13 protein-coding genes are annotated in these 17,606 nt (G+C 52.4%); 8 read left to right on the top strand and 5 right to left on the bottom strand.

Features of this window, described 5'->3' with window-relative positions:
• Positions 1-5 precede the first annotated feature (5 nt).
• Both OGV74_RS17565 and rlmKL read right to left on the bottom strand, forming a co-directional pair.
• Positions 6-1,913 carry an ABC transporter ATP-binding protein gene (locus OGV74_RS17565; RefSeq protein WP_003836846.1) on the bottom strand — a complete coding sequence of 636 codons (1,908 nt, stop codon included), beginning with the start codon at positions 1,911-1,913 and terminating at the stop codon, positions 6-8.
• Between the two features lie 12 nt (positions 1,914-1,925).
• A complete protein-coding gene (rlmKL, locus tag OGV74_RS17570) occupies positions 1,926-4,034 on the bottom strand; it encodes a bifunctional 23S rRNA (guanine(2069)-N(7))-methyltransferase RlmK/23S rRNA (guanine(2445)-N(2))-methyltransferase RlmL (RefSeq protein ID WP_003035856.1) in 2,109 nt (702 codons plus the stop codon).
• Positions 4,035-4,132: 98 nt separating this feature from the next.
• Between rlmKL and OGV74_RS17575 the strand changes: the two genes are divergently transcribed.
• A complete protein-coding gene (locus OGV74_RS17575; RefSeq protein ID WP_086503916.1) occupies positions 4,133-5,239 on the top strand; it encodes a YcbX family protein in 1,107 nt (368 codons plus the stop codon).
• Here the strand turns inward: OGV74_RS17575 and zapC are convergent.
• A complete protein-coding gene (zapC, locus tag OGV74_RS17580; protein ID WP_003035852.1) occupies positions 5,236-5,778 on the bottom strand; it encodes a cell division protein ZapC in 543 nt (180 codons plus the stop codon). The two genes, OGV74_RS17575 and zapC, sit on opposite strands and share 4 nt — an antisense overlap.
• A 165-nt stretch (positions 5,779-5,943) precedes the next feature.
• Positions 5,944-6,954: a quinone-dependent dihydroorotate dehydrogenase gene (gene pyrD / locus OGV74_RS17585; protein WP_003035851.1), complete on the bottom strand. Its 1,011-nt coding sequence runs from the start codon at positions 6,952-6,954 to the stop codon at positions 5,944-5,946.
• A gap of 367 nt (positions 6,955-7,321) precedes the next feature.
• Between pyrD and ssuE the strand changes: the two genes are divergently transcribed.
• From ssuE to ssuB, 5 genes are read left to right on the top strand one after another with little or no spacing between them, the layout of a single operon-like run.
• The gene (ssuE, locus tag OGV74_RS17590; RefSeq protein ID WP_003035849.1) at positions 7,322-7,897 is read left to right on the top strand and encodes an NADPH-dependent FMN reductase; all 576 of its coding nucleotides are present in this window, start codon (positions 7,322-7,324) and stop codon (positions 7,895-7,897) included.
• Entirely contained in the window at positions 7,890-8,864 is a 975-nt protein-coding gene (locus tag OGV74_RS17595) for a sulfonate ABC transporter substrate-binding protein (RefSeq protein WP_061547831.1), read from the top strand. Before ssuE ends, OGV74_RS17595 begins: the two co-directional genes overlap by 8 nt.
• Positions 8,861-10,006, top strand: coding sequence for an FMNH2-dependent alkanesulfonate monooxygenase (gene ssuD, locus OGV74_RS17600; RefSeq protein WP_071698003.1), 1,146 nt, complete (start codon positions 8,861-8,863; stop codon positions 10,004-10,006). The genes OGV74_RS17595 and ssuD overlap by 4 nt, the downstream gene beginning before the upstream one ends.
• A gap of 10 nt (positions 10,007-10,016) precedes the next feature.
• The gene (ssuC, locus tag OGV74_RS17605) at positions 10,017-10,808 is read left to right on the top strand and encodes an aliphatic sulfonate ABC transporter permease SsuC (protein ID WP_003035843.1); all 792 of its coding nucleotides are present in this window, start codon (positions 10,017-10,019) and stop codon (positions 10,806-10,808) included.
• Positions 10,805-11,572, top strand: a complete 768-nt coding sequence (gene ssuB / locus OGV74_RS17610; protein WP_086503915.1) for an aliphatic sulfonates ABC transporter ATP-binding protein — start codon at positions 10,805-10,807, stop codon at positions 11,570-11,572. The genes ssuC and ssuB overlap by 4 nt, the downstream gene beginning before the upstream one ends.
• A 71-nt stretch (positions 11,573-11,643) precedes the next feature.
• Here ssuB and pepN read toward each other — a convergent pair whose 3' ends face one another.
• Entirely contained in the window at positions 11,644-14,256 is a 2,613-nt protein-coding gene (pepN, locus tag OGV74_RS17615) for an aminopeptidase N (RefSeq protein WP_048219163.1), read from the bottom strand.
• Between the two features lie 266 nt (positions 14,257-14,522).
• Between pepN and pncB the strand changes: the two genes are divergently transcribed.
• Complete coding sequence (gene pncB, locus OGV74_RS17620) at positions 14,523-15,725, top strand: nicotinate phosphoribosyltransferase (RefSeq protein ID WP_003035835.1); 1,203 nt, start codon at positions 14,523-14,525, stop codon at positions 15,723-15,725.
• A gap of 166 nt (positions 15,726-15,891) precedes the next feature.
• The gene (gene asnS, locus OGV74_RS17625) at positions 15,892-17,292 is read left to right on the top strand and encodes an asparagine--tRNA ligase (RefSeq protein ID WP_003035832.1); all 1,401 of its coding nucleotides are present in this window, start codon (positions 15,892-15,894) and stop codon (positions 17,290-17,292) included.
• Positions 17,293-17,606 lie beyond the last annotated feature (314 nt).

Here is a 17,606-nt window from a genome sequence, read left to right on the forward strand (position 1 = left end):
TTTAATTATGCGCCATTCTTCAAAGACTCAAGATACTCCCAGCGCTCAAAGGCTTGCTCAAGTTCTTGTTCCGCTTCGTTCAAATTAGCTAACACCTGTTGCGTTTGCTCGTGAGGCTGACTGAAAAACGCGGCGTCAGCAACCTGAGCCTGTAAGGCTTCCAGCTTAGCTTCCAGTTCTTCAAGCAACGCGGGGAGCTGCTCCAGTTCGCGCTGCAGTTTATAGCTTAGTTTGCTGGTGCCGCGTTTGACAATTTCTGCTTTAGGAGCGGCTGGCTCCTCTGTTTTTTTCGCAACTGGCTGCTTAAACGCCACATACTGCGATTGTTGACTGCGCGCATCATGATAACCGCCGACATAACGACCAATTTTACCGCCGCCTTCGAAGATCCAGCATTCGGTCACGGTATTATCGACAAACTGACGGTCGTGGCTCACCAGCAGCACGGTGCCCTGGTAGCTATCAATCAACTCTTCGAGCAGTTCCAGCGTTTCGACGTCAAGATCGTTCGTTGGTTCATCGAGAATCAACAGATTGCTGGGTTTCAGGAACAAACGCGCCAATAACAGGCGATTACGTTCCCCGCCAGAGAGCGCACGTACTGGCGTCATCGCACGTTTCGGATGGAACAGGAAGTCCTGCAGGTAACCCAGCACATGGCGAGGTTTACCGTTAACCATCACCTCTTGCTTACCTTCAGCCAGGTTGTCCATCACGGTTTTATCGGGATCCAGTTCGGCGCGGTGCTGATCGAAATAGGCCACTTCCAGCTTGGTACCGACGTGAATGCGTCCGCTGTCAGCCTGAAGCTGACCTAACATCAACTTCAGCAGCGTTGTTTTGCCGCAGCCGTTAGGTCCGATTAGCGCGATCTTGTCGCTACGCTGCACCTGCGCGGAGAAATCTTTCACCAGCTGCTTTCCGTCAACCTGGTAATCCACATTCTCCATTTCGAAAACAATCTTGCCTGAACGGCTAGCCTCTTCGACTTGCATCTTCGCTGTGCCCATCACTTCGCGACGTTCGCCACGCTCGCGACGCATGGCTTTCAGTGCGCGCACGCGACCTTCGTTACGCGTACGACGCGCTTTGATACCCTGACGGATCCAGACTTCTTCCTGCGCCAACTTGCGGTCAAATTCCGCGTTTTGTAACTCTTCTACGCGCAACGCTTCTTCTTTATCCAGCAGATACTGATCGTAGCTCCCCGGATAGGTCACCAGCTTGCCGCGATCAAGATCGACAATACGCGTCGCCATATTGCGGATAAATGAACGGTCATGGGAAATGAAAATAATTGTCCCATTGAAGGTTTTCAGGAACCCTTCCAGCCAGTCGATGGTTTCAATATCCAGGTGGTTCGTCGGTTCATCTAACAGCAGCACGCGCGGGTTGCTCACTAACGCGCGGCCCAGCGCCGCCTTACGTAGCCAGCCGCCGGAAAGCGATGCCAGCTCCATGTCTGCTTCCAGGCCAAGCTGTTCCAGTACTTCATTAATACGGTTTTCCAGCTGCCACAGATTGTGGTGATCCAGCTGTTCCTGAACCTTCGCCAGTTCCTGGAGGTTTTTATCACTCGGATCGGCGATCACCAGATGCGAGATATCGTGATAACGCTTGAGGTAAACCGCCTGTTCTGCAATCCCTTCGGCAACAAAATCGTAGACGCTACCCTGCACGTTGCGCGGCGGATCCTGCTGCAGACGCGCCACAACCAGATCCTGCTCATAAATAATACGCCCATCGTCAAGACCCTGTTCACGGTTCAGGATCTTCATCAGCGTCGATTTGCCCGCGCCATTACGGCCAACCAGACAGACCCGCTCGTTATCTTCGATATGCAGTTCAGCATTATCAAGAAGCGGCGCATCGCTGAACGACAGCCATGCACCATGCATACTGATTAATGACATTTAATTTTCCTTTCAGGCTGCGGTAATCAGCCAGCAATTGTGGATCTGACGGTTACGGGCAAAGTCCTGGGAAAGCGTTTTTTGGGTGATTTCTTGTGCTTTCAATCCCAGTTCAGCCAAACCGTCGAGATCCATACGGAACCCACGTTTGTTGTTGGAGAACATGATCGTGCCGTCTTTACGCAGCAGACGTTTCAGATCTTTCATCAGCGCCAGATGATCGCGCTGCACATCAAACGAGTCTTCCATACGTTTTGAGTTAGAGAACGTCGGTGGATCGATGAAAATCAGATCAAACTGTTCATTGGCATCACGCAACCAGCCCAGGCAATCGGCCTGAATTAAACGGTGAGCGCGACCGCTCAGGCCGTTCAGACGCAGGTTGCGTTCCGCCCATTCCAGATAGGTACGCGACATATCAACTGTCGTGGTGCTACGCGCACCGCCCAATCCTGCATGTACGCTGGCGCTGCCGGTGTAGGAGAACAGGTTAAGGAAGTCCTTACCTTTACTCATCTGCCCCAGCATACGGCGCGCAATACGGTGATCGAGGAATAAACCCGTATCAAGGTAGTCAGTCAGGTTCACCCACAGGCGCGCGTTGTACTCGCTTACCTCAATGAATTCACCCTTCTCATTCATCTTCTGATACTGATTCTTGCCTTTCTGGCGTTCACGGGTTTTCAGCACCAGTTTATTGGGCGCGATTTCCAGTACTGACAGCGTTGCGGCAATAATGTCAAACAGGCGTTGGCGCGCTTTTTGCGCATCAACTGTCTTCGGCGGGGCATATTCCTGAACCACGACCCACTCACCGTAACGATCCACAGCAACGTTGTATTCCGGCAGGTCAGCGTCATACAGACGATAGCATTCAATGCCTTCCTGACGCGCCCATTTTTCCAGTTTCTTGATGTTCTTGCGCAGGCGGTTAGCATAATCTTCCGCGACCGTGGCAGGCTTGCTGTCCGCGGTGGTCTCTGCAACGTGATAGTTTTTCTGCACACAATCCAGCGGGCCGTTTTTCGCCTTGAACTGCTTGTCGGCACGTAATTGCAGGCTGCTGAGCAGATCCGGAGAGGCGCTGAACAGCGACAAATTCCAGCCGCCAAACTGGTTTTTCATCGTACGGCCCAGCAGGCTGTGCAGGGCAATCAGCGCCGGTTCGCTATCCAAACGTTCGCCGTAAGGCGGGTTACTGATAACCGTCCCATACGGTCCTTTCGGCAACGGATTGCTCAGTTTGGCGACATCTTTAACGTCAAACGTCATCAGATCGGCGATACCGGCGCGGCGAGCGTTACTGCGCGCTTTTTCAATCACTCGCGCATCGCTGTCGGATCCATAAAAATGCGAGGTATAGTCAGCCAGTCCCTTACGCGCACGCACCTGCGCTTCGGCTTTAACTTCTTGCCAGACGGCTTCGTCGTGCTGCGCCCAACCGCTGAAGCCCCAGTACCCGCGGTGCAGGCCCGGCGCACGATCGGTTGCCCACATCGCCGCTTCAATCAGCAGTGTGCCGGAACCACACATCGGATCGAGTAACGGGGTTCCCGGTTGCCAGCCAGAACGCATAACAATAGCGGCGGCCAGCGTTTCTTTAATCGGTGCCTGACCCGCGCGATCGCGATAGCCACGCTGGTGCAAACCATCACCGCTCAGATCGAGCGCAATGCTGGCGGTATCTTTGTTCAACCAGACGTTGATGCGCAGATCCGGAGATTCACGATCCACATTCGGACGCGGCATATTTTTACGGGTAAATGCATCGACAATCGCATCCTTGACCTTTAGCGCGCCGTACTGGCTGTTACGAATGGTTTCGTTCAGGCCGCTAAAATGAACGGCAAACGTAGCACCAGGGTTAAATATCTCTGTCCAGTCGATTGCCTGAACGCCGAGGTACAGATCAAGATCGCTGTAGACCTTGCACTCTCCCATCGGCAGGATAATGCGCGAGGCCAGGCGACTCCACATCAGGCTCTGGTAAACAAGCCGCGTGTCGCCCTTAAAATGGACCCCACCCTGAACGACCTGACACTCCAGCGCGCCGAGGTTTTCCAGTTCAGTTTTTAACAGCTCTTCCAGCCCGCGGGCCGTACTGGCAAACAGAGAATTCATAATGTCACTTTTACTCCGAGAAAATTGCTGCGCATTATAGCTAATATGGGCTGTATGTCATAAAGTTGAAGGCTTATTTTCATTCGAGGGGCTGTACAGTGGTCACGTTAACCCGACTTTTTATTCATCCGGTTAAATCAATGCGCGGCATTGGGCTTACGCATGCCCTGGCAGATATTAGCGGTCTCGCCTTTGATCGCATATTTATGATCACTGAACCTGATGGAACGTTCATAACCGCCCGCCAGTTCCCACAAATGGTCCGTTTTACGCCTTCCCCATTCCACGATGGGCTGCATCTTACGGCTCCAGACGGCAGCAGTGCGCTCGTACGGTTTGCCGACTTCGCCACCCAGGATGCGCCAACTGAAGTATGGGGAAATCATTTTACCGCGCGCATTGCGCCAGTGGCTATTAACCAGTGGCTTAGCAGTTTTTTCTCCCGTGACGTGCAGCTACGCTGGGTCGGTCCGCAGCTGACGCGCCGTGTAAAACGACATGTTGATGTTCCTTTATCCTTCGCTGATGGTTATCCCTATCTGCTGGCCAACGAAGCATCCCTGCGCGATGTGCAACAGCGCTGTCCGGCAAGCGTCAAAATGGAACAGTTTCGCCCCAATCTGGTGGTTTCAGGAGCTGGCGCCTGGGAAGAAGATACCTGGAAAGTGATTCGTATTGGCGACGTCATTTTTGATGTTGCAAAACCCTGTAGCCGCTGTATTTTCACTACGGTTAGCCCGGAAAAAGGCCAGAAACATCCATCCGGCGAACCGCTCGCAACACTGCAAACCTTCCGTACTGCGGTAGATAACGGCGATGTCGATTTCGGCCAGAATCTTATCGCACGCAACAGTGGCGTTATTCGCGTCGGCGATGAGGTAGAAATTTTGGCAACCGGCCTCGCCAGAGCGTACGGCGCGGCGGAATCAGACGACACTGCCCACGAACAACAACCTGATGCCACGGTGCTTATTGACTGGCAGGGACAAACCTTTCGCGGAAATAATCAGCAGGTATTGCTTGAGCAGTTGGAAAACCAGGGTATCCGGGTTCCCTATTCATGCCGGGCAGGCATTTGTGGATGCTGTCGAATTCGACTGGTAGATGGCGAAGTTAGCCCGTTGAAGAAATCAGCGATAGGGGACGACGGAACGATTCTGTGCTGCAGTTGTGTTCCCAAAACGGCAATCAGGCTGGAGAGCTAAACCGCCTGCTCAAGGCTGAAACTGTCAACAACGGCCTGCGGTTTCAGTCTGTCATTCATTATTTTAATCGCATCGCCAAGCTGCATCGTACGCCCGGCGATAACCACACCAGGTTGCGCAAGCAGACAAAGCGCGGCGTTTTCACCCGGCTCAACCACTAACAGGTTTACCTGTTCATCGGTATCGCTTAAATCAACACAGGCAGCGTCACCCACGACCGGTGACCAGTTAATACCGTGTGCAACAAAGTGCCAGCTTTTCGGCATTTGCGGTTTGAGATAACGAATCGCCACCAGCGCATTGAGCACCAGTTCCGCTTTTTGTTCTTTGGCTAAATCCAGGTAGCGACATTTTTCTTCAAAGGAAAAATAAAGCGCGGCGTCATCAACACAAAAACCTGACGGAGAAAATGCATCAGGAGTGAGCATTTTACGAGCAAAACGCGAGCGGAATAACATGCCATTGGCTAAATCGAGCATCATACGATCATGCTCTTCATCATAATACCAGCGCCAGTTATCGTCGGGTTTAATTCGCATCAGTTTCTCTCCTTTCCTTAATCATCACCGTTACGACAGTATCCTTTTGCCGCTTCGTTTATTGCCCTAATAATAAAAGCTCAGAATGTTTAAATAAGCAACAGTAAAGGAATATAAAACAACCAGGGCTAGAAATAAAGCCCTGGTTTGTGATTAAGGTAGCATTCAGATATTGCTGACGATTTCTTTTATCAACGGCGGACCTTTAAAAATAAAGCCCGAATAAATCTGTACGAGGGTTGCACCAGCAGCTATTTTCTCACGTGCAGCAATCACCGAGTCGATACCACCAACACCAATAATCGGCAGCTGGCCTTTTAATTCCTGAGACAACTGGCGAATAATTTCTGTACTTTTTAATTGTAATGGTCGACCGCTCAGGCCACCCATTTGATCGCAATTTTTCATTCCTTGAACGAGAGAACGATCGAGCGTGGTGTTAGTCGCAATTACGCCATCAATATTATGACGAACTAAACTGTCAGCAACCTGGATCAGTTCTTCCACAGAAAGATCCGGCGCGATCTTAACCGCCACTGGAACATATTTATGGTGGATCGTTTGCAGATCATTTTGCTTATTTTTAATTGCCGTCAGGAGATCGTCTAGCGCCTCGCCGTATTGCAGCGTACGTAATCCCGGCGTATTCGGTGAAGAGATATTAATCGCGATATAACCCGCATAAGCATAGACTTTTTCCATACAAATCAGATAGTCATCTTTGCCGTTCTCTACTGGGGTATCTTTATTCTTACCAATATTAATCCCCAGAATACCGTCAAAATGCGATTTTTTAACGTTCTCAACCAGGTTATCAACCCCGTGGTTATTAAACCCCATACGGTTGATCAAACCTTCTGCATCGACCAGACGGAACAGACGCGGTTTATCGTTACCCGGCTGAGGGCGTGGCGTCACGGTACCAATCTCAATGGAACCAAATCCCATCGCGCCGAGCGCATCAATGCACTCCCCGTCTTTATCCAGTCCGGCAGCAAGCCCGAGCGGATTCTTAAACGTCAACCCCATACAGGTAACCGGTTTTGCCGGTACTTTCTGGCGCACAAGCGCTTCAAGCGGTGTGCCGGTAATGCGACGTAATTGCTGGAATGTCAATTCATGAGCGCGCTCTGGATCGAGCTGAAAAAGGGCTTTACGAACGAAGGGGTAGTACATGAACTCTCCTGGATTCCCGGTGTGCAAACCGGGGGCGTATTATGTGCGATCGCGAGCAAAAAGGGAATTGACCTGCGGCAATAAATAGCAATCGTTTTCCTCGCCCCTGCTTTTTACACCCTAAATAATTCGAATTGCAGGAAGGCGGCGACGCAGCAAATCCCCAGGAACGTACACCAGTACGTGACTGGGGTGAGCGAGGAAAGCCAACGCACATGCAACTTGAAGTATGACGGGTATATTTATTTTTCGACTTTTCTATCCCGTATAAATCATTTCGATAAACAAAATCTCTCTGCCAGACTGCATAAATTGTTATCAATGTTAAGCAAAAGCAAACAATTAGTTATAAGGGGAGATTAAAATTATGCGCGTCATTACTCTGGCGGGAAGCCCACGCTTTCCCTCTCGCTCCAGCGCGTTACTGGAATATGCCCGAGAAAAACTAAACGGTCATGATGTCGAAGTCTTTCACTGGAACCTGCATAACTTTGCCCCGGAAGACCTAATCTATGCCCGTTTTGACAGTCCGGCGTTGAAGACATTTAGCGAACAATTGCAGGATGCAGACGGGCTGATTGTCGCCACGCCGGTCTATAAAGCCGCTTACTCTGGCGCCCTGAAAACCCTGCTCGATCTGCTCCCCGAGCGAGCGCTGGAAGGGAAAGTAGTTTTGCCGTTGGCTACCGGCGGCAGCGTGGCGCATTTGCTTGCCGTCGATTACGCGCTGAAACCGGTACTGAGCGCATTAAAGGCCCAGGAGATCCTGCACGGTGTGTTTGCCGATGATTCGCAGGTAATTGATTATCAACATAAACCTCAGTTTACGCCCAACCTTCAGCAGCGTCTGGACAGTGCGCTTGATACCTTCTGGCTGGCGTTGCATCGTCGCGATGTCCAACTTCCTCAACTGAACACCCTGCGAGGTGCCGCCCATGCTTGATCTTCTCAAGCGTCACACGTCATGGCTGGCACTGAGTGGGTTGTTGTCGTTGTCAACTCTGGGGCATGCCGCAGAATCGGCCCCCGATGCCCTGCGTATTGGTTACCAGAAAGGAAGCGTCAGTATGGTGCTGGCCAAAAGCCATCAGCTACTGGAGAAACGCTATCCGCAGACTAAAATCTCGTGGGTCGAATTCCCGGCTGGGCCGCAAATGCTGGAAGCGCTCAACATCGGCAGTATCGATCTCGGCAGCACCGGTGATATTCCGCCAATTTTCGCCCAGGCTGCCGGAGCCGATCTGGTTTACGTGGGCGTCGAGCCGCCCAAGCCGAAAGCCGAAGTGATTCTGGTGCCGAAAAATAGCCCGATCCAGAGCGTCGCGCAGCTTAAAGGACATAAAGTCGCCTTCCAGAAAGGGTCCAGCGCCCACAATTTACTGCTCCGGGCGCTGCAGCAGGCCGGACTGAAATTTACCGATATTCAACCGACCTATCTGACTCCCGCCGACGCGCGAGCAGCCTTTCAGCAAGGAAACGTTGATGCATGGGCTATCTGGGACCCCTATTATTCCGCCGCGTTACTACAAGGTGATGTACGCGTGCTAAAAGACGGCTCAGACCTCAAGCAAACCGGTTCGTTTTATCTCGCCGCCCGTCCCTATGCCGAGAAAAATGGCGCATTTGTTCTTGGCGTACTGGATACCTTTAGCCAGGCCGATGCGTTAACCCTCAGCCAGCGCCAGCAAAGTATTACCCTGCTGGCCAAAACCATGGGACTGCCAGAACCGGTGATTGCGTCTTATCTGGATCACCGTCCGCCAACCACCATTGTGCCAGTCAACGCCTCTGTTGCAGCCCTGCAACAACAAACCGCCGATCTGTTTTATGACAACCGTCTGGTGCCGAAAAAAATCGATATTCGCCAGCGTATCTGGCAACCCACTCAGCAGGCAGGAGAAAAATTATGAGTCTGAACATGTTTTGGTTTTTACCCACCCATGGTGACGGTCATTATCTTGGAACGGAAGAAGGTTCGCGCCCTGTCGATCACGGTTATCTGCAACAAATCGCGCAAACGGCCGATCGTCTTGGGTTTACCGGCGTTCTGATCCCAACTGGTCGCTCTTGCGAAGATGCCTGGCTGGTCGCCGCCTCGATGATCCCGGTCACCCAGCGATTAAAGTTTCTGGTCGCGCTGCGTCCAAGCGTTACCTCGCCAACGGTTGCCGCACGTCAGGCTGCAACGCTCGACAGACTCTCAAATGGCCGGGCGTTATTTAACCTGGTGACCGGCAGCGATCCACAGGAGCTGGCAGGCGACGGCGTGTTCCTCGATCACACCGAGCGCTATGAAGCCTCTGCTGAATTTACTCAGGTCTGGCGGCGCTTGCTGCAAGGTGAAACGGTGGATTTCAACGGCAAACATATTCACGTTCGCGGCGCGAAGCTGTTTTTCCCTCCCGTACAACAACCCCAACCACCGCTTTATTTCGGCGGCTCGTCTGATGTCGCACAAGATCTTGCTGCAGAACAGGTTGATCTCTACCTGACCTGGGGCGAGCCGCCCGAACAGGTGAAAGCGAAGATTGAACAGGTGCGGGCCAAAGCAGCGGCGCTTGGGCGCAAGATCCGCTTCGGTATTCGTCTGCATGTGATCGTACGAGAGACAACGCACGAGGCATGGCAGGCAGCGGATCGTCTGATAGCCCATCTGGATGACGACACCATCGCCAAAGCCCAGGCCGCCTTCTCAAAAACGGATTCGGTTGGTCAGCAGCGAATGGCTGCACTGCACAACGGTAAACGCGACAAACTGGAAATTAGTCCGAACCTGTGGGCAGGGGTAGGACTGGTACGCGGTGGCGCAGGGACCGCACTGGTTGGAGACGGTCCTACGGTCGCAGCACGTATTAACGAGTATGCCGCGCTGGGAATCGACAGCTTTGTGCTGTCCGGCTATCCGCATCTGGAAGAAGCGTACAAGGTTGGTGAGCTGCTGTTCCCGCATCTGGATGTCGCGATACCAGAAATTCCGCAACCGCAGCGCCTGCAACAGCAAGGCGAAGCGGTTGCAAACGAATTCATCCCGCGCAAAGTCGCACAAAGCTAAGGAGCGGCTAATGGCAACGACGAAAAACAGATGGTTATTGCGCCTCGCGCCCTGGTTTTTACCGGTAGGTCTGGTGGCGCTCTGGCAGCTCGCATCATCAATGGGCTGGCTGTCCAACCGCATACTGCCCTCTCCAGAGGGTGTTATCGAAGCCTTCTGGACGCTTTCCGCCAGCGGCGAGCTTTGGCAGCATCTGGCCATCAGTTCCTGGCGCGCGCTGATCGGATTCTCCATCGGTGGATCGATTGGCCTGACGCTGGGACTGATCAGCGGTCTTTCGCGTTGGGGAGAACGCTTGCTAGATACCTCGGTGCAGATGCTGCGTAACGTACCGCATCTGGCGCTGATCCCACTGGTGATTTTGTGGTTCGGCATTGATGAATCCGCCAAGATCTTTCTCGTTGCGTTGGGCACGCTGTTTCCGATTTACATCAACACCTGGCATGGGATCCGTAATATCGATCGTGGGCTGGTAGAAATGGCGCGTAGCTATGGGTTGTCCGGCTTTTCACTGTTTGTTCATGTCATCCTCCCTGGCGCCCTGCCCTCAATTATGGTCGGCGTGCGTTTCGCTCTCGGGCTGATGTGGCTGACGCTTATCGTCGCAGAAACCATTTCAGCCAATGCCGGTATTGGCTACCTGGCGATGAACGCCCGCGAATTTCTGCAAACCGATGTGGTCGTGGTGGCCATTATTCTCTACGCCTTACTCGGCAAACTTGCCGACGTCAGCGCCCAATTGCTGGAGCGAGTCTGGCTGCGCTGGCACCCGGCTTACCATATAAAGGAGGCTACCGTATGAATACCGCTCGCTTGAACCAAGGTACGCCGCTGTTGCTGAGCGCCGTGACAAAACAATACGCCGCCAATACGGTGCTCAATCAGTTAGATTTGCATATAAAGGCCGGGCAATTCGTTGCCGTGGTTGGCCGCAGCGGTGGTGGTAAAAGTACGTTGCTGCGTCTGCTGGCAGGGTTGGAGTCGCCCACCTCAGGCGCATTACTTGCCGGAACCACCCCACTGGCGGAAATTCAGGATGATACGCGTATGATGTTTCAGGATGCGCGTCTGCTGCCATGGAAGACGGTTATCGATAACGTCGGTCTGGGTCTGAAAGGTCACTGGCACAATGCAGCCCGAGATGCGCTGGCCGCTGTTGGACTGGAGAATCGTGCTCAGGAGTGGCCCGCAGCGCTTTCTGGCGGACAAAAACAGCGCGTGGCCCTGGCCCGGGCATTAATTCATCGTCCTAGTCTGCTGCTGCTGGATGAACCCCTCGGCGCACTGGATGCCTTAACCCGCCTTGAAATGCAGGAGCTGATCGTCTCTTTATGGCAAGAGCACGGCTTTACCGTACTGTTGGTCACCCATGACGTCAGCGAAGCGGTAGCAATGGCCGATCGCGTTTTGCTGATTGAGGACGGAAAAATCGGGCTGGATTTAACGGTGGATATTGCACGACCTCGCCGGATTGGTTCCGTGCGTTTGACAGAACTGGAAGCCGAGGTGTTGAACCGGGTGATGCAGCGTGGCGACAATGAAGTTCAGCTACGCAAGCAAGGTTAAAAATGCCGGATGGCGCTACCGCTTATCCGGCCTACGCGTGAATGGTAGGCCGGACCCATCCGGCAATATTATCAGGCTAACGCTTTAGAGATCTTTTCGAACAGATCGCCTGACAGATTCTCCAGACCTTTCAGCTGTTCCAGCGCCGCACGCATCTTCGCCTGACGTTTTGCATCATAACGTTTTAAGCGAATCAGCGGCTCAATCAGGCGTGACGCCACCTGCGGGTTACGGCTGTTGAGCTCAGTCAGCATGTCAACCAGGAACTGATAACCGCTACCATCTTCCGCATGGAATGCTGCCGGGTTGCTGCCCGCGAAGGCACCGATCAGCGAACGGATGCGGTTTGGGTTACTCATGCTAAAAGAGCGATGCTTCAACAGGCCGCGTACCGTTTCCAGCACGTTTCTAGCCGGGCTGGTGGATTGCAGGATAAACCATTTATCCATCACCAGACCGTCATGGTGCCACTTATTGTCATACTCCTGCATCAACGCGTCACGACAAGGAAGCTGCGCCGCGACTGCCGCGGATAGCGCCGCCAGCGCATCGGTCATATTGTTCGCTTCACGGTACTGCTTGCTTACCAGCGTGTCAGCCAGATGGGTTTCGCCAAAGGCCAGGAATCGCAGGCAGGCGTTACGCAGCGTACGCTTGCCAATATCGGCATGCTCAACGCGGTACTCATCAAGATGATTAGCGTTATAGATGGCGAGGAATTCATCCGCCAGCTCGGCGGCCAGCGTGCGGGTTAACGCTTCGCGTACTTCGGTTATCGCCACCGGATCAATGATGTCGAACAGTTCGGCAATTTCATTTACTGAAGGCAGCGTCAGGATCTCTGCCGCCAGCGCCGGATCGATTTTCTCATCCAGCAAAACTGCGCGGAATGCATCGGCCACGTGTACCGGCAGCGACAGCGGTTGTCCCTGCTGATGGCGGGCAACGTTGAGCTTAATGTAGGTCGCCAGCAGGCTTTGCGCCGCGTCCCAACGAGAGAAATCATTACGCGCGTGACGCATCAGGAAGGTCAGTTGCTGATCGCTCCATTTATATTCCAGTTTTACCGGCGCGGAGAATTCGCACAGCAGCGCCGGAACCGGCTGGAAGTAGACGTTATCAAAGACAAACGTCTGCTCTGCCTGGGTGACGTTGAGTACGGAATTCACCGGGTGCCCGCCTTTTTGTAGCGGGATCACTTTCCCTTCGTTGTCATACAACTCGAGAGCGAAAGGAATATGCAACGGCTGTTTTTCGGCCTGATCCGGCGTGGTCGGCGTGCGCTGGCTAATGGTCAGCGTGTACTGTTCAGTTGATGGGTTATAGTCATCACGCACGGTCAGAATCGGCGTACCGGACTGACTGTACCAGCGGCGGAAATGGGAGAGATCAACGTTAGACGCATCTTCCATCGCCTGCACAAAATCATCACAGGTTGCAGCGCTACCGTCGTGACGCTCAAAGTACAGCTGCATCCCTTTCTGGAAGTTAGCCTCACCCAGCAGGGTATGGATCATACGAATCACTTCCGCACCCTTCTCGTACACGGTCAGGGTATAGAAGTTGTTCATTTCGATGACCATATCCGGGCGGATAGGATGCGCCATCGGGCTGGCGTCCTCAGCAAACTGCAGACCGCGCATGGTACGCACATTGCTGATGCGGTTTACCGCACGTGAGCCGAGATCGGAACTGAACTCCTGATCGCGGAACACAGTTAAACCCTCTTTCAGGCTCAACTGGAACCAGTCGCGACAGGTCACGCGGTTGCCGGTCCAGTTATGGAAATATTCGTGACCGATGACGCGCTCAATATCGAGGTAATCTTTGTCGGTGGCGGTATCGGTACGCGCCAGCACGTATTTGGAGTTAAAGATGTTCAGACCTTTATTCTCCATCGCGCCCATGTTGAAGAAATCCACAGCGACAATCATATAGATGTCGAGGTCATACTCGAGGCCAAAGCGCTCTTCATCCCATTTCATGGAGTTTTTCAGCGAGGTCATCGCCCATGGCGCGCGGTCCAGGTTACCGCGATCGACGTACAGTTCCAGTGCTACTTCACGCCCTGAGCGGGTAGTAAAAGTATCGCGCAGGACGTCAAAATCACCGGCCACCAGCGCAAATAAATAGCACGGTTTCGGGAATGGATCCTGCCACTGAACCCAGTGGCGACCATTTTCCAGTTCACCCTGCGCCACGCGGTTACCGTTGGAGAGCAGGAACGGATATTGCGTTTTATCGGCGATTATTTTGGTAGTAAAACGCGCCAGCACGTCCGGGCGATCAAGATACCAGGTAATATGGCGGAAACCTTCTGCTTCGCACTGGGTACACAGCGCATCGCCTGACTTGTACAGCCCTTCCAGCGCGGTATTCGCCGCTGGGCTAATTTCATTCACGATACGCAGCGTAAAACGTTCCGGCAGTTGATTGATGACCAGAGCGCCCTCTTCTTCTCTATACTCTGTCCACAGCTCGTCGTTTACGTGGATCGACACCAAGGTCAGATCTTCGCCATTCAGGCGCAGGGGCGCGTCGGACGCGCCATGACGGACAACCTGGCTCACTGCGGTGACCACGGTTTTTTCAGCATCCAGGTCAAAGGTCAAATCAATATCAGTAATCTGGTAATCCGGCGCACGATAGTCGTGACGGTATTTGGCTTGTGGCTGTTGTGTCATAAAAAAACCTTTAGCATCTTTAATAGAGTCTCGGCTTCAGTCTATTCCTGTTGCGTAAATCGCGCTACGCAGAATGTTCACCTTTTCAGGCACAAACACCCTTTTTGCTACATTTTTATAACACGTGGCACGAATTGCCCTCGACCAGAAAGAGAGCTTATGGTGTGATCGGGGTTCAATAAATCGCTAAACAGGGTATACTCCAGCGGTTTTCTTAGTTGTTTATTGTACTAAACGCTCCCGTGAGAGGATGCTACTGCGCACCTATGACACAATTCGCTTCTCCTGTTCTGCACTCGCTGCTGGATACAGACGCTTATAAGTTGCATATGCAGCAAGCCGTTTTTCACCACTACTATGACGTACAAGTAGCGGCTGAATTTCGTTGCCGTGGCGATGACCTGCTCGGTATTTATGCCGATTCTATTCGTGAGCAGGTGAATGCTATGCAGCACCTGCGACTGCAGGAGGATGAGTACCAGTGGCTCTCCGGCCTGCCTTTCTTTAAAGCTGATTACCTCACCTGGTTACGTGATTTCCGCTATAACCCGGAACAGGTTTGCGTCACCAATGATAACGGTAAGCTAAACATCCGCTTAACCGGTCCGTGGCGTGAAGTGATCATGTGGGAAGTCCCGCTGTTAGCGGTGATTAGCGAACTGGTGCACCGTTACCGCTCACCTGAATCAGGTGTCCCGCAGGCACTCGATGAACTGGATAGCAAACTAGTAGAATTCTCTGCTTTAACGAAAGATGTCGATATGTCCCGCTTCCATTTGATGGATTTCGGTACGCGTCGTCGTTTTTCGCGCGAAGTACAGCAGGCTATCGTTAAACGCCTGCAGCAAGAGCCCTGGTTTGTCGGCACCAGTAACTACGATCTGGCCCGCCGCCTGTCATTAACCCCAATGGGTACGCAGGCGCATGAGTGGTTCCAGGCTCATCAGCAAATCAGTCCTGAACTTGCCACCAGCCAACGTGTAGCCTTGGCCGCCTGGTTAAATGAGTATCCTGATCAACTCGGCATTGCATTGACCGATTGCATCACCATGGACGCATTTTTACGCGACTTTGGCGTTGAGTTTGCGACCCGCTACCAGGGATTACGCCATGACTCAGGCGATCCGGTGGAATGGGGTGAAAAAGCCATCGCCCATTATGAAAAACTGGGTATTGATCCGCTGAGCAAAACGCTGGTCTTTTCAGATAACCTCGATCTGAAAAAAGCGATTGAACTCTACCGCCACTTCTCTTCCCGCGTACAGTTGAGTTTTGGTATTGGGACACGGCTAACATGCGACATTCCACAGGTTAAGCCGCTCAATATCGTAATTAAGCTGGTGGAATGTAACGGCAAACCAGTGGCGAAGTTATCTGACAGCCCGGGTAAAACCATCTGCCACGATAAAGCATTTGTTCGTGCACTGCGCAAAGCCTTCGATCTCCCGCATATTAAAAAAGCCAGTTAATCCTTCCAGGGAGCCATTTTGGCTCCCTTATTCGCGTTTATTTCCGAAATCTTTCACTCCAGCTACGAATTCTGCTTGTCTGATTGCAGATGCCAGGTAACATAGGTATCCCCCCATTATGGGTGGACATGTGTTTATATATCCGACTATTAACAGAGAGAATATTATGAGCGTTGTGCCTGTAGCCGACGTACTCCAGGGCCGCGTAGCCGTTGACAGCGAAGTCACCGTGCGCGGATGGGTGCGTACCCGCCGAGATTCAAAAGCTGGCATCTCCTTCCTCGCCGTTTATGACGGTTCCTGCTTTGATCCTGTACAGGCCGTCATCAATAATTCTCTGCCCAATTACAATCAGGACGTACTGCGCCTGACGACGGGTTGTTCAGTTATCGTAACGGGTAAAGTCGTTGCATCACCTGGACAAGGACAGAGCTTTGAAATTCAGGCCACTGAAGTTGAAGTCGCGGGCTGGGTTGAAGATCCTGATACCTACCCAATGGCGGCTAAGCGTCACAGCATCGAGTATCTGCGTGAAGTGGCGCATATGCGTCCGCGCACCAATATGATTGGTGCGGTAGCGCGCGTACGTCATACGCTGGCGCAAGCGCTGCATCGCTTCTTCCACGAGCAGGGTTTCTTTTGGGTATCGACTCCGCTGATCACCGCTTCCGATACGGAAGGTGCCGGTGAAATGTTCCGTGTTTCTACGCTGGATCTGGAAAACCTGCCGCGTAACGATCAGGGTAAAGTCGATTTCGATAAAGACTTCTTTGGTAAGGAAGCCTTCCTGACCGTTTCCGGTCAGTTGAACGGTGAAACCTACGCCTGCGCTCTGTCCAAAATTTATACTTTTGGTCCGACGTTCCGTGCAGAAAACTCTAACACCAGTCGTCACCTGGCAGAATTCTGGATGCTGGAACCAGAAGTGGCGTTCGCTGACCTGAACGATGTTGCAGGCCTGGCTGAAGCGATGCTGAAATACGCGTTCAAAGCCGTACTGGCAGAGCGTGCAGATGATATGAAATTCTTCGCTGAACGTGTCGACAAGGACGCGATTTCACGCCTGGAACGTTTCATTGACGCTGACTTCGCGCAGGTGGATTACACCGACGCGGTAAGCATTCTGGAAAAATGCGGCAAACAGTTTGAAAACCCGGTTTACTGGGGTGTGGATCTGTCTTCCGAGCATGAACGTTATCTTGCTGAAGAGCACTTTAAAGCGCCGGTGGTGGTGAAAAACTACCCGAAAGATATCAAAGCGTTTTATATGCGCCTTAACGAAGACGGTAAAACCGTTGCTGCAATGGACGTTCTGGCTCCTGGAATCGGCGAAATCATCGGTGGTTCTCAGCGTGAAGAGCGTCTGGACGTGCTGGATGCCCGTATGCTGGAAATGGGTCTGAACAAAGAGGATTACTGGTGGTATCGCGACCTGCGTCGCTACGGTACCGTTCCGCATTCCGGCTTCGGATTGGGCTTCGAGCGTCTGATCGCTTACGTCACCGGCGTGCAAAACGTCCGTGATGTTATTCCGTTCCCGCGTACTCCGCGTAACGCCACCTTCTAAACGTGCGTTATTGTTTCAAAGGCCAGCATTGCTGGCCTTTTTTATACCCTTTTCATGTTATCTGGATACCCATCTCACGTTAAACACAACCTTTCAATCCCCTCCACCTGTTACGTAATATTTCATCGCAATACATTTGCACAAAAAATAACCAGTAATTTTATTGTGGATTAGCATTTTCTGATTAAATAGTACATTTTTTAGCCTTTCGCACGGCACTCCAGACGTCCAAAAATCGTTACCTGTAAAATCCAAACTTTCCGGTATTACGGAGAAAAAATAACCTTAGCAAAATTAAATATAAGAAAATCATA

The organism is Citrobacter sp. Cf116, from assembly GCF_030336505.1.
Taxonomy (GTDB): Bacteria; Pseudomonadota; Gammaproteobacteria; order Enterobacterales; family Enterobacteriaceae; genus Citrobacter; species Citrobacter freundii.